This is a genomic window from Nioella nitratireducens (assembly GCF_001879715.1).
Classification (GTDB): Bacteria; Pseudomonadota; Alphaproteobacteria; order Rhodobacterales; family Rhodobacteraceae; genus Nioella; species Nioella nitratireducens.
In genome coordinates this window covers 121,914-146,495 of the sequence record NZ_MNBW01000009.1, presented here as the reverse complement: position 1 = coordinate 146,495, position 24,582 = coordinate 121,914, and the positions used below count along the sequence as shown (strand labels likewise).

The 24,582-nt window shown below is 63.2% G+C and carries 28 protein-coding genes; 11 read left to right on the top strand and 17 right to left on the bottom strand.

The annotated features are described in order from the left end of the window. Positions 1-22: 22 nt before the first annotated feature. The gene (locus BKY27_RS11085) at positions 23-982 is read left to right on the top strand and encodes an acetyl-CoA carboxylase carboxyltransferase subunit alpha (protein ID WP_071674545.1); all 960 of its coding nucleotides are present in this window, start codon (positions 23-25) and stop codon (positions 980-982) included. A gap of 13 nt (positions 983-995) precedes the next feature. Here BKY27_RS11085 and BKY27_RS11080 read toward each other — a convergent pair whose 3' ends face one another. Then, positions 996-1,514, bottom strand: a complete 519-nt coding sequence (locus tag BKY27_RS11080; RefSeq protein ID WP_071674544.1) for a cytochrome b — start codon at positions 1,512-1,514, stop codon at positions 996-998. A 149-nt stretch (positions 1,515-1,663) separates the two neighbouring features. Here BKY27_RS11080 and BKY27_RS11075 point away from each other — a divergent pair, with 149 nt between their 5' ends. From BKY27_RS11075 to BKY27_RS11065, 3 genes are all read left to right on the top strand, one after another. Next, positions 1,664-2,812, top strand: coding sequence for an acyl-CoA dehydrogenase family protein (locus tag BKY27_RS11075; RefSeq protein WP_071674543.1), 1,149 nt, complete (start codon positions 1,664-1,666; stop codon positions 2,810-2,812). Between the two features lie 188 nt (positions 2,813-3,000). Further along, complete coding sequence (locus BKY27_RS11070; protein WP_071674542.1) at positions 3,001-3,780, top strand: ATP-grasp fold amidoligase family protein; 780 nt, start codon at positions 3,001-3,003, stop codon at positions 3,778-3,780. A gap of 232 nt (positions 3,781-4,012) precedes the next feature. Further along, a complete protein-coding gene (locus BKY27_RS11065) occupies positions 4,013-4,252 on the top strand; it encodes a hypothetical protein (RefSeq protein ID WP_071674541.1) in 240 nt (79 codons plus the stop codon). 201 nt (positions 4,253-4,453) lie between these two features. Here BKY27_RS11065 and BKY27_RS11060 read toward each other — a convergent pair whose 3' ends face one another. The 3 genes from BKY27_RS11060 to BKY27_RS11050 form a co-directional block, all read right to left on the bottom strand. Continuing rightward, positions 4,454-5,386: an L-lactate dehydrogenase gene (locus BKY27_RS11060; protein ID WP_071674540.1), complete on the bottom strand. Its 933-nt coding sequence runs from the start codon at positions 5,384-5,386 to the stop codon at positions 4,454-4,456. A 77-nt stretch (positions 5,387-5,463) separates the two neighbouring features. Then, positions 5,464-6,621, bottom strand: a complete 1,158-nt coding sequence (gene argE, locus BKY27_RS11055) for an acetylornithine deacetylase (protein ID WP_071674539.1) — start codon at positions 6,619-6,621, stop codon at positions 5,464-5,466. Beyond that, positions 6,618-7,802, bottom strand: coding sequence for a M24 family metallopeptidase (locus tag BKY27_RS11050; protein WP_071674538.1), 1,185 nt, complete (start codon positions 7,800-7,802; stop codon positions 6,618-6,620). The genes argE and BKY27_RS11050 overlap by 4 nt, the downstream gene beginning before the upstream one ends. 137 nt (positions 7,803-7,939) lie before the next feature. Here BKY27_RS11050 and BKY27_RS11045 point away from each other — a divergent pair, with 137 nt between their 5' ends. Continuing rightward, entirely contained in the window at positions 7,940-8,530 is a 591-nt protein-coding gene (locus BKY27_RS11045) for a pseudouridine synthase (protein ID WP_071674600.1), read from the top strand. A gap of 10 nt (positions 8,531-8,540) precedes the next feature. After that, positions 8,541-8,936, top strand: coding sequence for a YbaN family protein (locus BKY27_RS11040; protein ID WP_233491818.1), 396 nt, complete (start codon positions 8,541-8,543; stop codon positions 8,934-8,936). A gap of 32 nt (positions 8,937-8,968) precedes the next feature. Here the strand turns inward: BKY27_RS11040 and pheT are convergent, their stop codons facing one another. Then, complete coding sequence (gene pheT / locus BKY27_RS11035) at positions 8,969-11,389, bottom strand: phenylalanine--tRNA ligase subunit beta (protein WP_071674537.1); 2,421 nt, start codon at positions 11,387-11,389, stop codon at positions 8,969-8,971. Positions 11,390-11,549: 160 nt separating this feature from the next. Here pheT and BKY27_RS11030 point away from each other — a divergent pair, with 160 nt between their 5' ends. Further along, a complete protein-coding gene (locus tag BKY27_RS11030; RefSeq protein ID WP_071674536.1) occupies positions 11,550-12,182 on the top strand; it encodes an META domain-containing protein in 633 nt (210 codons plus the stop codon). Here BKY27_RS11030 and BKY27_RS11025 read toward each other — a convergent pair. The 7 genes from BKY27_RS11025 to BKY27_RS10995 form a co-directional block, all read right to left on the bottom strand. Continuing rightward, complete coding sequence (locus BKY27_RS11025; protein WP_071674535.1) at positions 12,179-12,931, bottom strand: type 1 glutamine amidotransferase; 753 nt, start codon at positions 12,929-12,931, stop codon at positions 12,179-12,181. The genes BKY27_RS11030 and BKY27_RS11025 overlap by 4 nt on opposite strands. 8 nt (positions 12,932-12,939) lie before the next feature. Next, complete coding sequence (locus BKY27_RS11020) at positions 12,940-13,341, bottom strand: hypothetical protein (protein ID WP_146636228.1); 402 nt, start codon at positions 13,339-13,341, stop codon at positions 12,940-12,942. Between the two features lie 111 nt (positions 13,342-13,452). Beyond that, positions 13,453-13,740: a YrhK family protein gene (locus BKY27_RS11015; RefSeq protein WP_071674533.1), complete on the bottom strand. Its 288-nt coding sequence runs from the start codon at positions 13,738-13,740 to the stop codon at positions 13,453-13,455. A gap of 757 nt (positions 13,741-14,497) precedes the next feature. Continuing rightward, positions 14,498-15,562 (bottom strand): phenylalanine--tRNA ligase subunit alpha, encoded by a 1,065-nt coding sequence (gene pheS / locus BKY27_RS11010; protein WP_071674532.1) that lies wholly within the window; start codon positions 15,560-15,562, stop codon positions 14,498-14,500. Between the two features lie 73 nt (positions 15,563-15,635). Continuing rightward, positions 15,636-17,066, bottom strand: a complete 1,431-nt coding sequence (locus BKY27_RS11005) for a TrkH family potassium uptake protein (protein ID WP_071674531.1) — start codon at positions 17,064-17,066, stop codon at positions 15,636-15,638. A gap of 11 nt (positions 17,067-17,077) precedes the next feature. Then, positions 17,078-18,412 (bottom strand): TrkH family potassium uptake protein, encoded by a 1,335-nt coding sequence (locus BKY27_RS11000; protein WP_071674599.1) that lies wholly within the window; start codon positions 18,410-18,412, stop codon positions 17,078-17,080. A gap of 4 nt (positions 18,413-18,416) precedes the next feature. Next, positions 18,417-19,085 carry a potassium channel family protein gene (locus BKY27_RS10995; RefSeq protein WP_071674530.1) on the bottom strand — a complete coding sequence of 223 codons (669 nt, stop codon included), beginning with the start codon at positions 19,083-19,085 and terminating at the stop codon, positions 18,417-18,419. A 179-nt stretch (positions 19,086-19,264) separates the two neighbouring features. Between BKY27_RS10995 and BKY27_RS10990 the strand changes: the two genes are divergently transcribed. Together BKY27_RS10990 and BKY27_RS10985 are read left to right on the top strand one after the other, a co-directional pair. Beyond that, the gene (locus BKY27_RS10990) at positions 19,265-19,588 is read left to right on the top strand and encodes a DnaJ family domain-containing protein (RefSeq protein WP_071674529.1); all 324 of its coding nucleotides are present in this window, start codon (positions 19,265-19,267) and stop codon (positions 19,586-19,588) included. After that, positions 19,588-20,130 (top strand): GNAT family N-acetyltransferase, encoded by a 543-nt coding sequence (locus BKY27_RS10985; RefSeq protein ID WP_084667949.1) that lies wholly within the window; start codon positions 19,588-19,590, stop codon positions 20,128-20,130. The genes BKY27_RS10990 and BKY27_RS10985 overlap by 1 nt, the downstream gene beginning before the upstream one ends. Before the next feature lie 81 nt (positions 20,131-20,211). On the opposite strand, the gene rplT is transcribed toward BKY27_RS10985, so the two are convergent. The 4 genes from rplT to pyk form a co-directional block, all read right to left on the bottom strand. Further along, positions 20,212-20,574 (bottom strand): 50S ribosomal protein L20, encoded by a 363-nt coding sequence (gene rplT, locus BKY27_RS10980; RefSeq protein ID WP_071674527.1) that lies wholly within the window; start codon positions 20,572-20,574, stop codon positions 20,212-20,214. Between the two features lie 13 nt (positions 20,575-20,587). Next, positions 20,588-20,788: a 50S ribosomal protein L35 gene (gene rpmI / locus BKY27_RS10975; RefSeq protein ID WP_071674526.1), complete on the bottom strand. Its 201-nt coding sequence runs from the start codon at positions 20,786-20,788 to the stop codon at positions 20,588-20,590. 111 nt (positions 20,789-20,899) lie between these two features. Continuing rightward, positions 20,900-21,133, bottom strand: a complete 234-nt coding sequence (locus BKY27_RS10970) for a hypothetical protein (RefSeq protein WP_071674525.1) — start codon at positions 21,131-21,133, stop codon at positions 20,900-20,902. Then, positions 21,130-22,575 (bottom strand): pyruvate kinase, encoded by a 1,446-nt coding sequence (gene pyk / locus BKY27_RS10965; protein ID WP_071674524.1) that lies wholly within the window; start codon positions 22,573-22,575, stop codon positions 21,130-21,132. The genes BKY27_RS10970 and pyk overlap by 4 nt, the downstream gene beginning before the upstream one ends. Before the next feature lie 143 nt (positions 22,576-22,718). Between pyk and BKY27_RS10960 the strand changes: the two genes are divergently transcribed. Then, the gene (locus BKY27_RS10960) at positions 22,719-23,456 is read left to right on the top strand and encodes an N-formylglutamate amidohydrolase (RefSeq protein WP_071674523.1); all 738 of its coding nucleotides are present in this window, start codon (positions 22,719-22,721) and stop codon (positions 23,454-23,456) included. Positions 23,457-23,476: 20 nt separating this feature from the next. After that, complete coding sequence (locus BKY27_RS10955) at positions 23,477-23,791, top strand: DUF1244 domain-containing protein (protein WP_071674522.1); 315 nt, start codon at positions 23,477-23,479, stop codon at positions 23,789-23,791. A gap of 4 nt (positions 23,792-23,795) precedes the next feature. Here BKY27_RS10955 and BKY27_RS10950 read toward each other — a convergent pair whose 3' ends face one another. Continuing rightward, entirely contained in the window at positions 23,796-24,482 is a 687-nt protein-coding gene (locus BKY27_RS10950) for a DUF4336 domain-containing protein (protein WP_071674521.1), read from the bottom strand. Positions 24,483-24,582 lie beyond the last annotated feature (100 nt).

Below are 24,582 nucleotides of genomic sequence, written 5' to 3'. Positions count from 1 at the left end.
CCAGTGTCAGACGGAGGCGCACATGAACTATCTCGACTTCGAAAAACCCCTCGCCGAGATTGAGGGAAAAGCCGAAGAATTGCGGGCGATGGCCCGTGGCAACAGCGAGATGGACGTCGAGGCCGAGGCCAAGGCGCTCGACAAGAAGGCCGCCGACCTGTTGGTGGACCTCTACAAGTCCCTGACGCCGTGGCGAAAATGCCAGGTCGCGCGTCACCCCGACCGGCCCCATTGCCGCGACTATATCGCGGCGATATTCACCGAATACACGCCGCTTGCCGGGGACCGGAATTTTGCCGACGACCACGCGGTCATGGGCGGCATGGCGCGTCTGAACGACCGCCCTGTCGTGGTGATCGGCCATGAAAAGGGCCATGACACCAAGACCCGGATCGAACGCAACTTCGGCATGGCCCGGCCAGAAGGCTATCGAAAGGCCGTGCGCCTGATGGACCTAGCCGACCGCTTCAACATGCCCGTCATCACGCTGGTGGACACGCCCGGCGCCTATCCCGGCAAGGGCGCGGAAGAACGCGGCCAGTCCGAAGCCATCGCGCGGGCGACGGAAAAATGCCTCCAGATCGGTGTGCCGATCGTGTCAGTGGTGATCGGCGAGGGCGGTTCCGGCGGCGCCGTGGCGTTTGCCACCGCCGATCGCATCGCGATGCTGGAACACTCGATCTACTCGGTGATCTCACCCGAAGGCTGTGCCTCGATCCTGTGGAAGGACGGCGGCAAGATGCGCGAAGCAGCCGAAGCGCTGCGCCTGACCGCGCAGGACCTGGAAAAACTGGGTGTGATCGACCGGATCATCAAGGAACCCCTCGGCGGGGCGCAACGCGACCGGCAGGCGGCGATCACCTCCGTCGGAAAGGGGCTCGAATCGCTTCTGGCAACGATGGATGGTATTGACCGGACCGATTTGGTTTCGGCCCGCCGCAAGAAATACCTCGATATGGGCACCAAGGGGCTGGCGGCCTAAGCCGCCCTTTCCCTTATTTTCCGAACCAAAGCCGCGAGAACAGCCGGTCTTGCAACATGATCTGATGGTAGAGCGCCCCCAGAACATGGAAGACCAGGATTGCGATGATCAGGGTGCCCAGAATGGCGTGCACCATGCGCGGGGTGTAGGCGTAGAAGGTCTCGGGCAAGGGCGCTGCGCCGGACAGTGCCTCTGACAGCCCGGCCTGTTGCCCCAACCATATCCCCGACGCCGCCATCAAGATCACGAAGATGTTCAGGATCCGGGGCATCACCACGCCGAGCTTGTCGAGAAATCGGCTGCCGGTGCCAAGGTGGCCCGGCGCGGGCAGGAACCGGCGCAGCACGATCCGCAGCACGGTCAACACCAGAACCGCAATCCCCACCAGCCGATGCAGGCCAAGCAGCCACAGCTTGTCGGGCTCGGAATTCGGCAGGGCATTCAGCCCGGTCTTGCCCATCACCAGCATCCCGATGACCAACACGGCCAGCAACCAATGCAAAGTAACGGTGATCGGGTGGTAGCGGTCCATGGGGTCTCCTGCGGCTTGGCGACAGCCGCCTCACTTTCCGCCGCAGCGGGGCGGTGTCAACGGCCATCGCCCTTGCGCGGCCCTGCGCCGCAACGGCAAGCTTGCCCAATGTCCCCGGCCACGCCACCTTTGGGCAAGGAGGATCGACCATGCCCAACCATCTCTGGATGCAGGAAGAGCATCACGCCTTTGCCGATACCGTCCGGCGCTTTCTGGACGACGAATTCCAACCGAACCGGGACGCCTGGAAAGAGGCGGGCCGCGTGCCCAAGGACTTCTGGGAAAAGGCGGGCGCGCTTGGCATCCTTGGGGCAACCATCCCCGAAGAACATGGCGGCCTTGGCCTGACCCGGCATTTCGATGCGGTGACCTTTCTGGAACAGGCCAAGATCGGCGATAGCGGCTGGGGCTTTTCGGTTCACAACATCGCCACCCACTACATCACCGGCTACGGAACCGAACAGCAAAAGGCCCGCTGGTTGCCAAAGCTGGCGAGCGGGGAAATGGTCGGTGCCATCGCCATGACCGAACCGGGCACGGGCAGCGATTTGCAGGCGGTGCGCACCACGGCGATTCCCGACGGCAACGGCTATCTGGTGAACGGCTCCAAGACTTTCATCACCAATGGCGGCAGCGCCGATTTGCTGATCCTCGTGGCCAAGACCGACCCAAGCGTCGGCGGCAAGGGCGTGTCGCTGATGGTGGTCGAAACCGAAGCGCTGGAGGGCTTTCGTGTCGGGCGCAAGCTGGACAAACTGGGGATGCGCCGCAACGACACGGCCGAGTTGTTCTTCGAGGACGTCCGCCTGCCCCGCGATCACCTGTTGGGATCGGAAGAGGGCCAAGGGTTCTATCAACTCATGCGGCAATTGCCGTGGGAACGGCTTATCCTCGGCTATGGCGCGCTCGGGGCGGCGCAATGTGCGCTGAAAACCACGCTGGATTATGTGAAGGAGCGCAAGGCCTTTGGCCAGCGGATCATGGATTTTCAGAACACCCGGTTCAAGCTGGCCGAAGCGGCGACCAAGATCGAAATTCTGGCAGCCTTCCTCGATCAATGCCTGACAGAGCTGGAACAAGGCACGCTGACCGCGGAAAAGGCCGCCATGGCCAAGTGGTGGGGCAGCGAAACGCAATGCGAGATCGTTGACGAATGCCTGCAACTGCATGGCGGCTACGGCTATATGAACGAATACCTGATTGCCGAGCTCTTCGCCGACGCACGGGTGCAGAAGATCTACGGCGGCACAAATGAAATCATGAAAGACCTGATCGCCCGCGATCTGGACCGGGGGTGAGGGCAGGTTCGACAAAAAGCTTGCTCTGATCGGAAAGGCAGTGCTTTTCTCTTTAGAAGCCTAGACGTCCGAAGGCATTTCCGGCGTCATATGACGGAGTTGGCTCAATCCGACTAAATACTTTCTTCTCTTCGCGGCGGCGGCAACTGTCGTCAGCGCAGGAACAACCGACCGAGTTCAAGCGTCGGATGGAAGATAGATTGCAACGGTGGTATCGCGGCAAGGCCTCGCATCCCGACCCGGACCTGCAAGAACGGCGCTTGTTTGTGGCTGGCCTCGTGAATAAATCGCGGATGCACAGCTACGCAGAACAGATGAACCTACCCTTGCCCAAACGCTATGCCGAGGGCCGGAGCCTCGACGACCTCGATTTCTCCACCTTGCCGGATAGGGTCGTTATCAAACCCAACAACCTGTCCAACAATAAGGGGGTCTTGCTGTTTGACCGGGAACGGGAGGCCTTCAGCGGCGACGATGTCCCGATTTCCGAACGCCGGGCCTATGTGACCCGAAGGTTGGGTCCCCTCGAACTGTCGACCAGAGGCACAACATTTATCGCCGAAGAGTTCATACAAGATTTTGACGATCGCTTCGCCATTCCAAGGGATTTCAAGGTCTTTGTCGCCGGAGGACGAGCCCACGTGGTGCAGGTTGTTGATCGAAATGCGAAAAAGGTTGGCTGCCGACACAGGTTCTACAGTCGGGATTGGGTGGCGTTTTCCGAGTTCCAGAAGACCAACGCGCATGGAAACCGGGTCGCAAAGCCAAGACACTACCGGGAACTGCTTAGCCTGTCGGACAAAATCGCGCACGATATCCAGTGCTTCATGCGACTCGATTTCTACATCACCAAGCGGGGTGTCGTGTTCGGTGAATTCACCTCTTACCCCAATGCGGGCAACAAATTCACGCCCCTAGGAAGCCACGTTTTGTGCGATCTGATGGACCGATTTCCAGACCCGTTTTGATCCGCACTCTGACTCGCCTGACTGCCGCCGGGCAGAACGCGCGCGCTATCCCCCTGCGCAGGAAATTGCGTTTTTTCTTGGAAAGGACTGTCACGATCTGGATCGGGAGTGAGGGCAAGTTTTCGGAAAAACGTCTGCTAAGGTCACGGTTTCTTCCAATTGCCGCCTCCGAAACCGATGGGGCGACGGCGCAGGGTGAGGGCACTTTTCACGCCTTACCAGGAGGTCCGACATGGGAAATGCCCCGACCTTGGCGGCTTTGCTGCTGCCCGCCTTGATGACCAGTGCAGCGCTCGCGACGCCAGCATCGCGCCCGCCCGACACCTACACCGCCGTGATCTACACCACGCCGCAAGGGTGTTCTTATTCCCGGGCGCAGGCGCCGGGCTACCCGCCGACGTGGCACCTGATCCTTAATCCGCAGCGCGTTGGCCTGCCGGTGCCGACGGGACGTTGCCCGGTGATGCTATGAGCCGTTGGGGCACTCACTCGACAGTGCATGTCCGAGAGGCGAAGAACCGGTGCCCACTTTTTCGCGACATGCCCTCCTTCCTTGATGACGCATGTCCGAGAGGCGAAAAACCGGTGCCCACTTTTTCGCGACATGCCCTCCTTCCTTGATGACGCATGTCCGAGAGGCGAAAAACCGGTGCCCATTTTTTCGCGACATGCTCTATGGCGCCAGCCCCGCCAGTCGGTCGCTCAGCACAGTGGCAGAGGCACGCAATGCGTCGGTTTCGGCCTCGTTCAGGTCTGGCCACAACGTCGCCGAGACGCCCGCCTGCCCCACCAGCCGGGGCAGCGACAAGGCCACGTCAGGCACGCCGAACACCTCGTCTTCAAGGGTCGAGACCGACAGCACCGACCGCTCATCACCCGCGATGGCAGCGACGATCCGGGCAAGGCCCGCGCCGATCCCGAACCATGTCGCGCCTTTGCCCTGAATAATGGTGTAGGCCGCCTGTCGCACGCCCTTGTCGATCCGGGCGCGCACGTCCCCCGTCAACGGGGCAGAAACCTGTGCAGCGAAGCTTTCCAGCGGCACCGACCCGGCCCGCGCGTTCGACCATGCCAGAACCTCTGAATCGCCATGCTCGCCAAGGACATATCCGTGCACCGAGTTGGGCGAGATTCCCAGATGCTGCCCCACCAGCCAGCGGAAGCGGGCGGTGTCCAGAATGGTACCCGAGCCAATGACCCGCCCCGGCGGCAGCCCCGACAGGCGGGTGGTGATCTGGGTCATCAGATCGACGGGATTCGAGGCCACCAGCAGGATCGCATCGGGGCAGGCCGCCATGACACCGGCGATGACTACGCGAAAAACCTCGGCATTGCGTTCCAACAGGGCCAGCCGCGTTTCCCCCGGCTGTTGCGACACCCCACAGGACAAAATCACCACCCCGGCCCCTGCCAGATCGCTGTAGTCGCCCGCCCGGACGATGGCCGACGTGCAAAAGGGAATGGCATGGGCGATGTCCTCGGCCTCTGCCTCGGCGCGGGCGTGGTTGACATCGACCAACACGATCTCTGACGCCTGCCTTTGCAGGATCAGGGCGAAGCCTGCCGAGGATCCGACCATGCCCGCGCCAATGATTCCGATCTTCATCCCGTCACCTCATGTGCCTTGCGCCATCCGGGTCAGGATAGATCGGCAGGCCCCCGCTGGCCATGGCACCTGCCCTGTCAGGCCAATTTTTCGGCCAGACGTTCCATCATGCCCAAACATTGACCCATCTGGGTGAGTTCGATGAATTCGTCAGGCTTGTGCGCCTGCTCGATCGAACCCGGCCCGCAAACGACGACGGACATTCCCAGATCCTGAAACAACCCGGCCTCGGTTCCGAACGGCACCAGCCCGGCCCCGTTCGCGCCGGTCAGTTCCATCACGATGTCGCGGGCTTCGTTCTCGTCTGCGGGTATCAGTCCGTTGATCTCGCCGATCACTTCGGTTTCGATCGTGGCGTCGGGGTCGACGGCGCGCATCGCGGGCAGCAGCACTTCTTCGCAATAGCGCCACAGGTCACCACGCACGAAATCGGCATCCGCCTTTTGCACGGGCCGCATTTCCCAATCCACCCGCGCCCGACCGGGGATCACGTTATGCGCGACGCCCCCGATCAGCGCGCCGGTGTTGATCGTGGTCCATGGCGGCTCGAACTTGCTGTCTTCAGGCGCGCGGGTCTTGAGCGCGTCCTTCAATTCCATCAGCCGGTTCACATAGCGCACAGCAAACTCTACCGCGTTCACCCCGTGATCGGGCGACGATCCGTGCCCTTCCAGCCCGGTGAAATGGGTCGAATATTCGCAGCAGCCCTTGTGCCCTTCGATGATCCGCATCGAGGTGGGTTCGCCGACAATCGCCACATCGGGCAGTAACGCGCGCCCTTTGAGGGCCTCGACCAGCGACTGCGCACCCAGGCAACCGGTTTCCTCGTCATGGGTAAAGGCGAAATAGATCGGCCGCTTCAACCGACGCTCGGCGAACAGGGGGGCCATCGCCACCGAGGCGGCGATAAACCCCTTCATGTCACAGGTGCCGCGCCCGTAGAGCTTGGCGTCATCGGCCCGCATCCTGAACGGATCACTTTCCCATTCCTGATCGGCCACCGGCACCACGTCCGTGTGACCCGACAGCATAATCCCGCCCGGCACCTCGGGCCCGATCCGCGCAAACAGGTTGGCCTTGCGTCCGGTTTCATCCGTCAGCACCTCGACCGCGGCGCCGCAGCCTTCCAACTGGGTCGCGAGATAGGCGATCATGTCGAGGTTGCTGTCGGTAGAAACCGTCGGATAGGCGATCAGTTCGGCGAGCAGATCAGTGGTTTCAGGCAGTCCAGTCATGGTTTCACGAAGAGCTTGCGTTCCATTTTGCAGACGGCCTCGGCGGGGCCGGTTTCGGAGATCAGGATGGTCTCGGTCGTTTCAAGGCCCCAAGTGTCCATCCAAAGCGCGGGCATGAAATGAAAGGTCATTCCCGGTTCCAGCACGGTCTCGTCCTCTGACCGGATCGAGGCAGTGCGCTCGCCCCAGTCCGGCGGGTAAGACAGGCCGATCGGATACCCGCAGCGCCCATTGCGTTCGATGCCATATTTGTTCAACACGCGAACGAAGGCATTTGCAATGTCTGCGGTGCGGTTGCCGGCGCGGGCTGCCTCCAGCCCTGCTTCGATGCCTTCCAATTGGGCCTTCTCGGCCTCCAGAACCTCTTGCGGTGGCGTTCCCAGGAAAACCGTCCGGCACAGCGGGGCGTGGTAACGGCGATAGCACCCGGACAATTCGAAAAATGTCGCCTCACCCTGTTTCATTGGCGCGCCATCCCACGTCAGGTGGGCGGCGGTGGCGTCCAACCCCGACGGCGTCAGGGGCACGATTGCCGGGTAATCCCCCCAGATGTCATCCACGCCGGTGATCCCGGCATGCATGATATCGGCCACCACGTCGTTCTTGCGCACCCCCGGCTCGGCCCGGTCGATGGCGACCTGAACGATCTTTTCGGAAATGCGGGCCGCCTTGCGAATGAACCCGATCTCTTCCTCCGACTTCACCAGTCGCTGCCAGTTCACCAACGCGGTCGCATCGACCAGCGTCGCGCCCGGCAATTCCTCGGTCAGGACGGCATGGGCTTTGGCGGAGTAATAGTAGTTCTCCATCTCGACGCCGATCCGCGCGGTCTCCAGCCCCAGGCGTTTGACGTGCCCGGCAAGATCCTGCATCGGGTGGCGCACCGTGGATTGCACATAGTGATCTGCATAGCCGTGGATGCTGTCGGCGCTCATCCAGCAGGTGCGCAGACCGCCAAGCGCATCCATACTGCGTCCCCACCAGACCGGCTCGCCGTCCATCCGAAGGATCACGCCCTGATGGACATAAAACGACCAGCCATCATATCCGGTAAGCCACGCCTGATTTGACGGGTCGGTGACGAAGATCGCGTCGAGGCCGGCCTGGGCCATGGCCGCGCGGGTCTTGGCGATACGGCGGTCATATTCCGCGGACGAGAACGGTGCGCATCCCTGCGGCATGGCGAACTCCCTGAGTTTTCATGATGTGACCAGACCACGCTAGGCGGATAGCGGGCCCATTCTATCGCGGGACCGACACTGTTCTTGCCGAACGCGCCAAGATCGGTCAGGACCGGGACAAACCCGAAGGCACCATGATGACCAAGCTGATCCTGTTCAACAAACCCTATGACGTGCTCTCGCAGTTCACCGACAAGGGGACCGAAGGCACCCCGCGCCGTACCCTGTCGGATTTCATCGACGTTCCGGGGGTTTACGCGGCGGGTCGGCTGGACCGCGACAGCGAGGGGCTGATGGTTCTGACCGACGACGGACGGTTGCAAGCGCGTATCACGAGCCCGCGCACCAAGACGCCCAAGACCTATTGGGCGCAGGTCGAAGGGAGTCCGAGCGACGAGCAGATCGCAGCCCTGTGCACGGGAGTGACGCTGAAGGACGGCCCCACCCGCCCCGCCAGGGTTCGGTGCGTCGGGGAACCGCCCGACCTTTGGCCGCGCACCCCGCCGGTGCGCTATCGCAAAAGCGTGCCCGACGCATGGCTGGAACTGACAATTACCGAAGGGCGCAACCGGCAGGTGCGCCGTATGACCGCTGCCGTGGGTCTGCCCACGCTACGGCTGATCCGGGCGAGGGTGGGCGAGTGGGGCCTGGACGGCCTCGCGCCGGGCGAGTGGCGCGAAGTGCCGGTCAGCGCCGCGCCCCCTCGTCGCCCGCAGCGGCCGCGCTAGGTTGCCCGGCATGAGCCTGCCCGACGATATCCCCCGGCGCCCTCGGCTGCGCCACCTGCCGTGGCTGATCCTCGGATGGCTGGCGGTCGCGCTTGGGTTTGCCGGGGTGGTGTTGCCGGTGCTGCCGACCACGCCTTTCCTGATCCTCGCGGCCTTTGCCTTCGGCAAAAGCTCGCCCCGCCTGCGCCGCTGGCTGGAGGAGCATCCGATTTTCGGCGGACCGATCCGCGATTGGGAGGAAACCGGCGCAATCCGCCCACGCTACAAGGGGATGGCGGTCACGGCGATGGCGCTGGTGCTGCTGGTCAGCCTGATGTCAGGCGTCGGTGCGCGGGTTCTGGTGATCCAGATCGTCGCCATGGGCGGGGCCGCGCTGTTCATTCTGACGCGGCCCAACGGGGATTAAGCGGGCGCTTGGCGCGCCCGCCCTTTCGCGAATCAACCGCGCAGAACACCGCCGGTGGCCTTGCTGACCTTCTCGACAATCTTGGCCCCCACGGCCTCGATCTCTTCCTCGGTCAGCGTCTTGTCGCGCGGTTGCAGGCGCACGGTCAGGGCGATGGATTTCTTGCCTGCACCCATCTGCGCTTCGGCGGTTCCACCCGTGAACTCGTCGAAGATGCGCACATCCTCGATCAGTTTCTTGTCGGCACCGGCAGCGGCATTTGCGAGGTTGATCGCCTCGACCTCGGCGTCAACCACGAAGGCAAAGTCCCGCTCGACCGCTTGCAAATCGCTCATGTCCAACGCGCCACGGCTGGCCCCTTGGCTGCGCGGCATGGGAATGTCCTCGGGGAAGAGGGTGAAGGCCATCGCTGGCCCTTTCACGTCCATCTCGGCCAGAACCTTGGGGTGCAACTCGCCGAAAATGCCAAGCACCTTCTTGGGTCCAAGACAGATCTTGCCATGACGGCCCGGGTGCCACCAGTTATCCGCGCCGCGCAGGATCTGCACCTTGGCGGGGGCCCCCATGGCGGCCAGCACGGCCTCGGCATCGGCCTTCACATCGAACACGTCGACCGGGCGCCGCGCGCCATGCGGGTCACGGGGACCGCTATGGCCGACCAACAGGCCGGACACCTGCAAGTGCTGCTCGGTCGGTTCACCGCCGTGGAAGGCCGCGCCGACCTCGAACAGGGCAAGGTCCATGAACCCGCGCGCCTGATTTCGGGCTGCGGCCTGCAAAAGACCGGGCAGAACGCCGGGGCGCATATGGCTCATCTCGGACGAAATCGGGTTTTCCAGCATCACGTCATCGCCGCCGCCCCCAAACAGAGTCGCAGAGGCCTTGTCGATGAAGCTGTAAGTCACGCATTCGTTGTAGCCGAGGGCTGCCACAGTGCGCCGGGCCGCGCGTTCGCGCAATTGCATCGGCGTCAGCACCGGCGCGGGCACACCCGGTTTGGGGCGGCGCAGCGGTTGCGGTTGCAACTTGGTCAGCGAGGCGATGCGCGCAACCTCTTCCACCAGGTCGGCCTCGCCCTGCACGTCACGGCGCCACGACGGCACCCAGACCTCCAACACATCGCCCGCGCCAGTGGCCGAGAAGCCAAGCGCGGTCAGAATGCGCACCTGCTCCTCTTTCGGGATCTCCATGCCGACAAGGCTGATCACCCGCGCGGTGTCGAGTTTGTAGCTGCGCGCGGTGTTGATCGCAGCCCCGGCCTCGACCACCTGCGAGGCTTCGCCGCCGCACAGGTCGAGGATCATTCGCGTGGCCGCTTCCAGCCCCGGCAGGGTGTAGTCGGGATCGACGCCCCGCTCGAACCGGTAGCGCGCGTCGGAATGCACTTTCAGGTCGCGGCCCGTATAGGCAGTGCGCACCGGATCCCAAAAAGCGCTCTCGACAAAGACGTTGACGGTTTCTTCGGTGCAGCCCGTGGGGTCGCCGCCCATGATCCCCGCGATGCTTTCCACAGCTTCATCATCGGAAATCGCGATTTGGCCGGGCTGGAAGGTATAGGTCTTCTCATCCAGCGCCAGCAGGGTCTCACCACCCTTGGCCGTGTGCACCCGCAGGTTGCCCTTGACCTTGTCGGCGTCAAAGACGTGCAGCGGGCGGTTCTGGTCGTAGGTGAAGTAGTTGGTCACATCCACCAGCGCCGAGATCGGACGCAGGCCAATCGCGCGCAGACGATCTTGCAGCCATTGCGGCGACGGGCCGTTCTTGACACCCCTGATCAGACGACCGGTGAAATGCGGGCAGTCGTCCAGCGTGTCGCCGTCGATCGTCACCTTGATCGGGCATTCATAGCTGCCCGGAACATTCCTGTCCGCCTGCGGTTTCAGCGTGCCAAGACCGCGCGCCGCCAAGTCGCGCGCCACGCCACGCACCCCAAGCGCATCTTGCCGGTTGGGGGTGATGGCAATCTCGATCACCGGGTCGACCTTGGCAGGGTCATTTTCGGCAAGCCAATCGACGAAACGCTGACCGACCTCGCCCGAGGGCAATTCGATGATGCCGTCATGCTCGTCCGACAATTCCAGCTCGCGCTCTGACGCCATCATGCCGTAGCTTTCAATCCCACGGATCTTGCCGACCCCGATGGTGATGTCGAGGCCGGGGATGTAGCTGCCGGGCTTTGCCAAAACCACGGTGATTCCGGCGCGCGCATTGGGCGCGCCGCAGATGATCTGCATCTCGCCTTCGTCGGTCTCGACCTTGCAAACGCGCAGGCGGTCTGCCTCCGGATGCTTCTCGGCCTCTTTGACCTTGGCGATGGTAAATTCCCCGAGACGCGAGGCGCGATCCTCGACCTCTTCGACCTCGAGTCCGATGTCGTTGAGCACGTCGCAGATCTCGTCCAGCGAGGCGTCGGTGTCCAGATGGTCCTTCAACCAGGAGAGGGTGAATTTCATCGCTTTCGTCCCTTGCGTCTTTGCCGCTCGCGCTTAGCGCATCTCGGGGGGGAAGGGAACCCGAACGCATGCCTTCCGGCAAAGATTGAACCCTTGGGGCACGCGACACGACACACGGGCGATGCTGCGGGGGTCGCCCCCAACCCGAAAGGAACATTTCATGCGTCCCCTCTCCCTCCGCGCCGCCCTTTTGGTGGCCACCCTTGCCGCGCCAGCGGCCCATGCCGATATGGTCATCATCCAATCCGGTCCAATGCCCTCTGCCGCCATACCCGTCATGCCGCAGGGGTCTGCCTTTGGTATGGCCGAAGCGTTCATTCACAACACCGTGGTGCCAAGGATGCAGTGGGTCAGTGCCGATGTCATCGTGCAGCCGGGCCGCCCGCTTGCCCCGCCGATCCTGCTGGACGACACGGACCCGGACCAGCCGATCAGCTTTGCCGGTGCATGGCGCCTGACCGAGATCGTGGATGACGACGGACAGCCGCTGGACGTTGACGCAGACCTTCTGTCGGCGACGGAGTTCAACGTCGATATCGACGGCCCGTTCAGCGCCTATGTCGGCTGCAACCGGATGTTCGGCGAGATCGTGATGCGGGGTGGCGTCGTGGCCTCGGCTGAATACGGGATGACCATGATGGCCTGCCTCGGCCCGGTCGAAGACCTCGAAACGGCAATGACCCGCGTTCTGGACAATGCCTCACTGGTCGCCATGGGGAACGACATGCTGGTCCTGCTCGACCGCGACGGCGACAAGCTGGCCGGGTTCGAGCTGGTCTTGGAGGCCCCCTAGGCCGAAAGGCTGGCCAGCCAGTTCCGGATTTCCGTCAAACGGCCCTCCGGGGTGACATCCTCAGGGGCGGCCCCCAACCGGCGGGCCGCCTCTGCATCTGTTTCAGCGTGCCGCAAATCGGCCAGCGTCGCGGCGCCGTGGCCACCCTGCTCTGCCAGAATGCCGGCCAGACACGCCGGTGACATTTCGGGGTGATATTGCACGCCCCAGAACCGCACGCCCGCCTGCTCATAGGCGAAGGCCTGCACCGGGGAGTGGCTGTTGCCTGCCAGCAGAACGGCGCCCTCGGGCAGCCGGGTGACCTCGTGCAGATGAATGCACGGGGCCGCAAACCCGCTGCGCCGCCCGGCCAGAAACGGATGGCGCGTTCCCGCATCGGTCAGGGCGACCGCCTGCGCCAGCCCCGCCTCTTGTCCGTTGCCGGACGGGCCCGACGCCCCACCCAGAACAAAAGCCGCCATCTGCATGCCGTTGCACGACCCGTAAGACGGGATGCGCGCCGCGAAGATCCTCTCCATCACCGCGCGCAGGGGGGCGGCTTGCGGCGCATCCACACCCCATTCCACCGCCGAGCCGGTAAAGATCGCGCCATCGACATCGCTCAGCATCGCGTCGTCGACGGGCCCGTCATAGGGGGCGATGACGCGGGTCTGAAGGGTCGGGTCGACGATCTCGATGGACTCCGTAAAAAAGCCAGCCGATCGCGGACCCTCAAAAGGGTTGGATTCGACAATCAGGATCGTCGCCATCGCCTGCCTCAGAAAGGGGTCGCGCGAATGGATCGGTCAAAGTCGCCGTCGCAATCCGCCAACAGCACGGTGAAGGCCGAGGGGAACCCCGGATCGTCGAACGCGATCGTGGCCATACCCCAGCTCAGGCTGGTCAGGGCACCGGGGCGTCCAAGGGCGGCGGGGCATTGCAGGGCGCTTTGGCCCACCCAATAGCCATAGTGCACACTTCGGTCGGTGAAGTTCCCGGCCAGACCCGGAAACACAAGCTCGCCATTGGTGCCGTCGGTATCGGTAAAGGTGAGGATGGCCGAGCCATATTCATCGGCAAGGTAAACGATCTGGCCCGTGTCCGAGGACCAGACCTCGTCTGCGAGGGCGGGAACCGCGAAGGCCAGCGCCGCGAGGGCGGGAAGAATAGCTTTGATCATGGGAAGGCTCCAAAAAAGCAGGGTGAGAAACCGTAGCGCAGGCGCGGGCTTGCTCAAAGACAAGAAATGCCCCCGAAGCCGAAGGGATGTCATTGTCAAAGCGCGGGCTGCTCAGTCTTCCACCGCCCCCCGATCCGCCAGCGTCTCCAACCGGCCCATCCGCCACAAGTGAATCTCGCGTGCCATGCGCAGGCTCGGCTTCACACAGAAGAAGACCGACCCGAGGATGAAGAGCCATGTCGCCGGGGTCGCGTATTCCGCCGACAGGAACAGGACCGACCCGACGAGGAACGCCACCGCAGCCGCGAAATCGACGGCCGTGTGGGCCAGTTCATAGGCGGCATAGACCCGGCGGGTGGCGTTGCTCCGCTCTCGGTTCTTGTGGGAAAAAAGCGGCATGGCAGCGGTCCTCTGGTCTTGTCGAATGCGGCCCCATTTACGGGAAAGCAGCGCGGGTGGCCATAGGGGCACCCGCCGCGCATCGGTGGGCCGCGCAGCGCGCATGACTGCGTTCAGGGGATGCACCTCCACCGAACAAATAGAACAAGCCGCGCATCGACGGGCCGCGGCGCGGCGATCCTGCGCCTGTGTGGGGCGCTTTATCGGGCCGCTTCCGTGAGAGGGTTAAGGGGGGCGCAGGCGGCAGCCAAATCGCCGTGCCGGGGGGCGGCCCGGCGATGCGCGGCGGCCTTACGGCCTTGGTTCCGCGCGACTCCGCGCGACTCAAGGTGCGACAGCATCCTGCCCTATGAGATTGCGGAGTGAGCAGTATGGTTCGCCAATGAAGGAAGTGCTTGGGCATTCAACCGTGAGCAAATGAACTAGTACTCCGATCACCACAGGCACGAGAATAATCATAGCTATTGTCCTCACCCAATCATTGCACTTGGACCAACAATGCCTAATCCACCCCCGGTTGCTTTCCGTTGGCGCATTAAGATACTGATCGCCTTGAGAGGTAAGCCGAAAAGAGACGGAGTGAGGGCCCTCGGTTTCCTGGACTAAACCCTTATCAGCAAGAAACTTTAGGCGAGCTATATTCTTCTCATCTTCTGGCTTCGGTCCAACGTAGCGCTGAAAGCGAAGCGTTTTATCGTTTCGCGCAGCAAGCATTTTTAGCAGCTCAGTGTTGGTGTCTCGCTCGACTGACACCCACTCACACCCCCGAATGCACCGCCGGCACATCCAGCGCCGCAAAACCGTAATGCCTCAGCCAGCGCAGGTCGCTATCGAAGAACGCACGCAGATCCGGGATGCCATATTTCAGCATCGCGATCCGGTCGATGCCCATGCCGAAGGCAAAGCCCTGCCACTGGTCGGGATCGACCCCGGCGGCGCGCAGCACATGGGGGTGGACCATGCCGGACCCCAGCACCTCCAGCCAGTCGTCGCCCTCGCCCACCTTCACGGTGCCGCCTTCCCATGAACACTGGATGTCGACCTCTGCCGAGGGTTCGGTGAAGGGGAAGTGCGAGGCGCGGAAGCGGGTGCGGACCTTGGCGCCGAAATAGGCGGAGAAGAATTCCTCCAGCACCCATTTCAGGTTCGCCATGGAGATGTCCTTGTCGATGGCCAGCCCCTCGACCTGGTGGAACATGGGCGTATGGGTCTGGTCATAATCGGCGCGGTAGACGCGGCCCGGCGCGATCACGCGGCAGGGGGCACCATGCTGTTCCATGTAGCGGATCTGCACCGGCGAGGTGTGCGTGCGCAGCACGTGGGGCGGGCGATTGTCGCCCTCGGCCCGGTGGGTGTAGAACGTGTCCATCTCGGCCCGTGCGGGGTGGTGGCCGGGAATGTTGAGCGCGTCGAAATTGTACCAGTCGGTTTCGATTTGCGGGCCTTCGGCCACGGCAAAGCCCATATCGGCAAAGATCGCGGTCACTTCCTCGGTCACCTGGCTGACCGGGTGGATGGTGCCCATGCGGCGGGGACGGCCCGGCAGGCTGACATCCAGCCACTCGGCGCGCAGGCGTTCATCGAGCGCGGCATCGGCCAACGCAGCCTTTTTCGCGGCAAGGGCCGAGTTGACCTCATCCTTCAGCGCGTTCAGCTTCGGCCCCATGACCTGCCGCTCTTCCGGGGTCATCTTGCCAAGCTCGCGCATCTTCAGGCTGATCTCGCCCTTCTTGCCGACCGCTTGCACCCGCAGGTCTTCCAGCGCCGCCTCATCAGCGGCATCAGCAACGGCTTTCAGGTATTTCTCGCGCAGATCGTCCATGGTTCACAGCCCCTCGTCATCTTGCCGTGACTGCTAGCCAGCGACAGCCCGGAATGCAAGTCGCCAATCGGTGCTAGAGGGTCGCCACCTCGCGCCAGAACAGCGGCGTGAGCAGGACGAAGACGGTCAGCATTTCAAGCCGCCCAAGGAACATGCCGAGCACCAGAACCAGCTTCACAGGGTCGCTGAGGCTGGCGAAGTTGCCCGCCGGACCGATGATCTCACCCACGCCGGGGCCGACATTGGCCAGTGCCGTCATCGCGCCGCTCGTCGCGGTGGCAAGATCCAGTCCGAACAGGGTGAGGACGATTGACAGGATCAGGAAGGACGCCGCAAAGAAGACGAAAAAGGAGACGACGCCGCTCAGCACGTCTTCCTCGACGGGGCGGCCTTCGTATTTCACGGTCACCACGCGGTGCGGGGCCACGATATGCTGGATCTGCACCCGGACCCGGCGCCCCAGCAACAGCCAACGCATCGCCTTGACGCCCCCGGCGGTCGAACCGGTGCAGCCGCCCATGGCCGTCAGCAAGAAGAATGCCGCCACCGCGACTGGCCCCCAGAGCGTGTAGTCGGTGGTGGCAAAGCCCGTGGTCGTCACCACCGAAACCACGTTGAAGGCCACCATCCGCAGCGCCTCGGTCAACGGCACCTCGTCGGCAATGGCCAGCCAGAAGGCCAGCCCGACGATCACCACGGCCAGGCCCCAGACAAGGCCAGTCACCTGCTCGCTACGGAAGGCACCACGATAGACCACGCGGATGTACCACGCGAAGGGCAGCGCCCCGAGCAACATGAAGACGGTGCCCGCCCATTGCAGGAACGGGCTGGTGAAATGACCGAACGAGGCGTCATAGCCGGAATATCCCCCGGTCGACAGCGTCGTCATCGCATGGGTCGCGGCGTCGAAGGGACTCATCCCGCCGGCCAGATAGGCCAAAGCGCAAAGCGCCATGAGCCCGAGATAGATCTGCAAGGTGGCCGAGGCAAAGAGCGTAGCGTTGCGCAATTCCTTTTCGCCCTTGTCAGAGCTTTCGGTGCGGAAGAGCTGCATCCCCCCGACCTTGAGGATCGGCAAAAGGGCAATGCCCGTCACGATAAAGCCGACACCGCCAACCGCCTGCAAGACCGCGCGCCACAGGATGATCCCGCGCGGCGTCTGATCCAGCCCGCTCATCACGGTCGAACCCGTTGTGGTGATGCCTGACATCGCCTCGAACACGGCATCCACCGGGGTCAGCGACCAGAACATCAGCGGCACCGCCCCGGCCAGCGCCGCCGTCATCCAGACCGAGGACGTCAGAAGGAAGGTATGCATCCGGTGCAGCCCGGCAGTATCCGTCGAGGTGCCGCCCGCAAGGCTGAGCGCCGCACCGGTCAGGCCAACCAGAACGGCAGACAGGCCGAACTCTTCGCCCGTAGCCGGAAAAAGCGCGGCATCGACCCCCATCAGGGCGGCGAAGAACAACATGGTCAGCCCGTTGATCAAGACAACGAAATTCATTCCAGACGTCCTTATCCCAGATAGACCGTGCCCTCGGGGTAGGCGATCCGACGCGGGCTGCGCGTCGCCAACAAAAACCCGAGGGTCAGGGGCCCGACCCGCCCTATGAACATGATCGCCATGATAACGATCCGGCCTGCAAGGTCGAAATCACCGGTGATGCCGCGCGACAGGCCGACCGTGGCAAAAGCCGAGACTGTCTCAAACGCCAGATCGAGGAAATTCCCCTCGTGAAACAGCAACAGCACGAAAAGGCCAAGCAGCAGCGTGGCCACCGTCACCACGGTCAGCGCCAGAACCTTCATGATCTGCTCCAGCCCCAGTCGGCGGCCAAAGACGTCAATCTCGGTCCGGCGTCGGAAAAACGCCACCGTCGCCAGAAACAGCACGATAAAGGTCGTGACCTTGATACCCCCACCGGTCGAGGTGCTGCCCGCGCCGATCACCATCAGCGTCAGAACCATCAGCGTGGTGCTGTCATTGAGCGATCCGAAATCGACCGTGTTGAACCCGGCTGTGCGCGTGGTGGCCGCCTGAAACCAACTTGCCCAAAGGCGCGCACCGAAAGGCAAGGCACCAAGCGTGTCCGGGTTGCTCCACTCCATCACCGCAAAGGCGAGCGTGGACCAGATCAGCAAGGTCGCCGTGCCCACAAGCATCAGCTTGCTATGCAGGGAAAAGCGCCGCCATTGGCGTTGCTTGTAGACATCTACAGCCACGGTGAAGCCAAGCCCGCCGAAGATCAGCAGCGCCGGAACGACGAGGTTCACGATGGAATTGCCCACGTAACCCGACAGGCTGTCGGAAAACAGCGAAAAGCCTGCATTGTTGAAGGCCGACACAGCATGAAAAAATGCCTGCCACAAGCCGCGGCCCCAGCCCGCATCGGGTACGAAGACAAGCGCCAGCAAACCTGCGCCAATCAGTTCGCACAGCAGCACGACGCGAAAGATCATCTTGGTTAGCCGCACCAGATCGGTGGCCGAGGTCTGGTTAAGGTCTTCGCGCAGGTAAAGCCGGTGTGTAAAGCCCACGGGCAGCCCCATCATCGAAAGGATCAGCACCGCGAAGGCCATCAGCCCCAACCCGCCAAGCTGGATCAGCACCAAAATGACCGCCTGCCCGAAACCGGTGAAATCCGCGCCAGTATCCAGCACGGCCAGCCCGGTGACGGTCACGGCAGAGGTTGCCGTAAAGATCGCGTCGGACCAGCCGATCGGGCCGGTGGTAGCGAAGGGCAGTTTCAGCAGCCCCGCCCCCGTCACGACCATTGCGGCATAGATCAGGATCAGAACCAGCGGCGGGGCCAGATGCGGCGCGCGCCCTTTGGTGTGGCGGATGGCCAAGGGGTCAGCCCCCGAGCCGCATTGCATCGCCGAAGCGGCGCAGCTCCGCCCGCTTGCCGAGCAGCAAGAGGTTGTCGCCCTGTTCCAGCCGCAGGGTGCCGTCATCGCAAGACAGGAACGTGGTGCCGCGCATCGCCCCCAACGCCCGCAGATCGTATGTCTCGGCCAGTTCGGTTTCGGTCAGGGTCTTGCCTGCCATCCGGTCGGACACGATCATTTCGACCACGTGAAAGCCATTCCCAAGGCTGACATAGTCGCGCACCAGTGGGTTGTGCAGCATCTGCGCGATGTGTTGGCCAACTTCTTGTTCGGGCAGGATCACCCGATCGGCCCCCAGCTTGGACAGTATGCGGTGATGGGTGCGGTTCAACGCCTTGACCCAGATGGTTTCCACCCCCAGAACCTTGACGTTCATGGTGCACAGGATGTTGGCCTCCAGATCCTCGCCGATGGCGACCACCGCGACATCGTAGTCACCGACCCCGGCCTCACGCAGGGCGATCTCGTCCCGGCCATCGGCAATGATCGCCTCGGACAGGGTGTCGGCCAAGCGGGCCACGTTGCGTTCTTCGGTATCAATGCCGAGCACCGGGTTGCCGAACCGGGCAAGTTCGCTGGCCACGGTGCTGCCAAAGGTGCCAAGGCCGATCACGGCGAAGCTGCGGGAGGCCATGAGGCTCTTCCTTCCGGGTGTTGCGCGTACGGACCCATGAAAACCTCAGCCAGACGGGAATCACAAGGTTCGGGTGGTCGCGGATGGGCGTTGGCCGGTGATTGGCCGGATGATCCGGCACATGGTTTTCGGGTCGAAATGGGCCTATCGTTCACGCAGACACAACGGGGGACTGCGCAATGCGATGGGACAAGCTTGCCGAGCAACAGATCCGAAAGGCCGAGGCGGAGGGGCAACTTGATGACCTCAGCGGTGCGGGCAAGCCGTTGAAGCCAGAGATGGGCGAAAGCGCCGATGCCGCAGGGTTCCGCATCATGGCCGAGGCTGGCGTTCTGCCGCGTGAAATCCAGCTGCGCAAGGAGCGGGACGCGCTGATGGCACAGATCCGGGCCGCTGACGATGACGCGATCCGAAAGGCCCTGCAAAGAACCCTTGCCGATGTGCAGTTACGGCTGGACATAGAGCAGGAGGCACGGAGAAAATACATGCGCGCGGACGGATGATGATCACTTTTTCAACGAACACCGCCGGACGAATTGAAAAGATCGTCCACCTTTTTGACAGCACCTTTTCCGACTCGGAAGGCCCCGACGCGGGTGCAGCGATCGGCGCGCTGGTGCAGGACATCTTCGCCCGCACCCCGGCAGAGGATCTTGTGACGATTCTGGCGCTGGACGGTAGCCAATTGTCCGGCGCCATCTGCTTCACCCGGCTTGCCTACGATGACGAGCCGCGCAACGTGTTCCTGTTGTCACCGGTCGCCGTCGCCACGACATCGCAAGGCACGGGCGTCGGTCAGGCGTTGCTGACGCATGGGCTTGGGCAGATGCGAGCGCGCGGGGTCGACGTGGTCCTGACTTACGGAAACCCGGATTACTACGGCAAGGTCGGGTTCCGCCCGATCACCGAGAGGGAGGCGCAGGCGCCACTGCCCTTGTCCCAGCCAGAGGGCTGGTTGGGCCAGTCCCTGACCGAGACCCTGCTGACACCGCTTGCCGGACCGTCGCGCTGCGTGGCGGCTTTCGATCAACCGGATCTCTGGTAGCGCCGCGCCCGGCCAAACGAAAAGGGCCTGCCAGCAGGGAGCTGACAGGCCCAATTCTTTCGGCGACGCCGCGGCGCTGGCTCAGGCCAGGGCGGCTTTCGCCTGGGTCACGATGGCACCGAAGGCTTCGGGCTCGTGCACGGCCAGGTCGGCCAGAACCTTACGGTCGACTTCCAGACCGGCTTTCGCCAGACCGTTGATGAAACGCGAATAGGTCAGCGACTCGTCATGGCTGCGGACAGCGGCGTTGATACGCTGGATCCACAGGGCGCGGAACTGACGCTTGCGGGCCTTGCGGTCACGGGTTGCGTACTGGTTCGCCTTGTCGACGGCTTGCGTCGCGGTGCGGAAGTTGCGGCTGCGGGCGCCATAATAGCCTTTCGCGGCCTTGAGCACCTTCTTGTGGCGGGCGTGAGTGGTCGTGCCACCTTTAACTCGGGACATGGATCAGACCTCCTTAGCGCGAATAGGGCATGTAACCCTTGACGATCTTCTCGTCAGGGGCGGACAGGATGGTGGTTCCCCGCGCGGTGCGGATGAACTTGGTGGTCCGTTTGATCATGCCGTGGCGCTTGCCGGCCTGGCCTGCTTTGACACGGCCCGAGGCCGTGACCTTGAAGCGCTTCTTGGCGCTCGATTTTGTCTTCATCTTGGGCATTTTCGTCTCCAGTTCATTGGCTACGTTCTAGCGCGACTCGGCATGCCACTTGGGCCGGTCGCACCGGTTGGAGCGGGTGCATTATCCCCGATTGGGGGTATTGGCAAGGGGTCAGTGCAGGATCCGGGCAAAGACCGAGATGAAGGAATCCGGGATCACGCGCCACCCCGGCGCCGGTTCAATCTGCCAGTAGGCATAAAGAAACACGCCAACCCCGGCCGCAATTGCCGCCAGGGCCACCGTTGGAAATCCAGACCCATCCGACCACACAGACAGCGCCGACGCGATGGCAAACACCAGCACAAGGGTCGACAGCGCAATCAGCAGGTCCGGGGCAAGGATCATTCAAGGTCCGTGGAATGGATCATACGCTCGTCACATGGAGCAACCCGGATGATATTCGTTGTGCCCTGAACATTGAAGGGCACACCTGCGGTCACGACGATAAAGTCATCTTCTGTTGCAACCTCGGCATCACGCGCCGCCCGCACCGCCGAAATCACCGCCATCTTGAAGCGGGTAACCTCGCCCGAAAGGTAGAACTTTGTGCCCCAGGTCAGGCACATGCGCCGCGCCACGCCCACCAGCGGGGTGATCCCGATGATCGGCACGCGGGGGCGTTCGCGCGCCACGAGGGCGGCGGTGTTGCCGGATTGGGTAAAGCAGCAGATCGCCTTGATATGCGCGGTTTCAGCGATTTCGCGGGCCGAGGCGACGATCCCGTCGGCCACGGTGCGGCGCTGCTTGGGCCGGGTCGATTCCATGATGTCGCGATAGGTGGGGTCCGATTCCACCTCGACCGCCACGTTGTGCATGGTGGTCACGGCCTCGACCGGATACCCACCGGCGGCGCTTTCCGCGCTCAGCATCACGGCATCCGCACCCTCGTAGATCGCTGTCGCCACGTCCGACACCTCGGCACGGGTTGGCACCGGGCTCTCGATCATCGATTCCAGCATCTGCGTGGCCACGATCACCGGCTTGGCCGCAGCCCGGCATTTGCGGACCAGGCGCTTCTGGATCGGCGGCACCGCGTGGACGGGCAGTTCCACGCCCAGGTCGCCCCGCGCGACCATGATCCCGTCGGACACGGCCAGGATGTCGTCGAAGGCCTGCACCGCTGCGGGCTTCTCGATTTTCGACAGGATCGCCGCCCGACCCTTGGCGAGGTCTCGCGCGTCCTGAACGTCGGCGGGGCGCTGCACAAAGCTGAGCGCCAGCCAATCGACACCAAGCTGGCAAACAAATTCCAGATCGGCACGGTCCTTTTCCGACAGGGCGGCCAGCGGAAGCACCACGTCAGGCACGTTCACGCCCTTGCGGTTGGAAATGCTGCCGCCCGCGATCACGCGGCAATCGGCGAAGTCATCGCCGCAGGCTTCAACCTGAAGCTTGATCTTGCCGTCATTGACCAGAAGGGTCGAACCAACTTCCAGCGCTTGGAAAATCTCGGGATGCGGTAACTGCACGCGGGTCTGGTCGCCCTCGGCAGGGTCCAGATCGAGGCGAAAGGCAGCTCCATCTTCCAGATCGTGGGGACCGTCGCCGAAAACGCCGCAGCGTAGCTTGGGGCCCTGAAGGTCGGCCAGAATCGCAATCGGGCGACCGGTATCTTTCTCGATCTGGCGAATGAAGGCATGGCGGGCCCGGATCTCTTCATGGTCGCCATGGCTCATGTTCAGGCGGAACACGTTGGCCCCGGCCTCGAACAGCGCCCGGATGGTTTCGTAGTCATTCGACGCGGGCCCGAGAGTGGCCACGATCTTCACATTGCGCTGAGGTCTCATCTGCGGCCCGATCGCTCCTTGTGGTAAATGTTAGCGCTCACATCTCGCTTGCGGCCCTTATGTCGCAAAAGCCGCCGCATGGCAACTGGCGCTCGCGCGGTAGCTGTTTTATGTCCCTTCTGGCAATGAAGGATAACACCAAAATGACAGCGGCCTTCCACATCGACGGGGGCGAGCGGCGCTCTCGCTGGCTGGTGACATGCGACCACGCGTCGAACCGGGTGCCGGGCCGTGTGAACGGCGGTTCCCTTGGTTTAACAGAGGCCGATATGAACCGCCATATCGCGTTTGACGTTGGCGCCGCCGGGTTGTCGCGCGCCTTGGCCCAAGAGTTGGACGCGCCGGTGATCTTGTCGGATTTCTCGCGGCTGGTGGTGGACCCGAACCGGGGCGAGCATGATCCGACGGTGCTGATGAAGCTTTATGACGGCTCGATCATTCCCGCCAACCGCAATGCCGACGCCGCAGAGTTGGAACGTAGGCTGAAAATGCTGCATCGCCCCTACCATACGGCCCTGTCCGAACTGGCCGCGCGCCGAGAGGATACGGTGGTTGTGGCGATCCACAGCTTTACTCCACAGTTCAAGGGTCGCCCGATGCGGCCATGGCATGTGGGGGTGCTCTATGCAGAAGACCGGCGGCTGGCCGATCCGCTGCTGGACCGGCTGCGCGCCGAGAGTGACATCTATGTCGGCGACAACCAGCCCTATTCCGGCCACCTGCCGGGTGACAGCATGGATCGCCACGGCGTGCAGCCCGGCCGCCCGCACGTTCTGATCGAACTCAGGAACGACCTGATCGAAACGCCCGAGCAGCAAGAGCATTGGGGCCAACGCCTTGCCCCGATCCTTGACGGCGCGCTGGCCGATGCACAGGTTTAAGCCAAGCCCCGGAGGACACCATGGACGACCAGACCCGTATAGAGCTTGAAGCCGCCGCCTTTCGCCGCCTGCAACAGCACCTGATGCAAGACCGGCCGGATGTGCAGAATATCGACTTGATGAACCTGGCCGGGTTCTGCCGCAACTGCCTGTCGCGCTGGTATCAAGAGGCCGCAAACGCCCGCGGTATCGGCATGACCAAGGACGAAGGGCGCGAGGCATTCTACGACATGCCCTACGATGTCTGGAAGGATCAAAACCAGACCGAGGCCGACCCCGCGAAACAGGCCGCTTTCCAAAAGGCGTTCGAGGAAAACGTGCTTAAAAAGGACTGATCGCTCAGCCCAACCACGCGAAGGCGCGGCGTAAGAATGCGGGAACACCGTCTGTAACAGGTGGTCCATGCGCCATCACCACGCGCGCGGGCTGCCACGCCTCGATCTGGCCCAACGCTGCCTTGGCGGTGACCCGGTCGCGCGTCGCCATACGGAATTTGCGGGGCACCTGAGGCTCTTTCCCGGTCATCAGGTCCAACCCCGCCACCATTCGACGCCAGCCGCGATACCAGCCTCTCGGCATCTGTTGCAGCAGGTCCGTGAACAGGACCGTTCCACTGGCGCGGTGAAAGAAGGTGACCTCATCTGCGATCTTGTTCGGCCAGATCACCTGCGCGATCAATCCATCCCAATCGGGCGGCGGCGCCACGCCCAGATCGGCGGCAAAGGCAATATCGCCACGCTTGGCGCGCAACCCCGGCGCCGCGTGAATCTGCGCCTCGGGGCAAAAATGCGCCCAATCGCTCAGCGCCATGTGATGCAGGCGGGTCGGCGCGACGATGTGGTGGACAGGACCGAGCGCCTCGATTGCCTCCAGCAACGCAGGCGTCAGGTGGACGGGCGACCACAGCCACAACCCACCATCCGGCAAACGCGCCACCGCCATGCGGGTGGGATAGTGGAACCCCGCCATCGCCCGGATTTCTGGCCCATCGGCCAGCCAAAGGCCGGGCCCGAACACTTGCAACATCGGCCCTCTCCCCCTGTGAGACGCGCATTCGGGGGAAAGAAAGCACAGCCACTGCGACAATGCCAGCAGGCCGGGCAGGTTGAAGCACGCGGACGCGGTG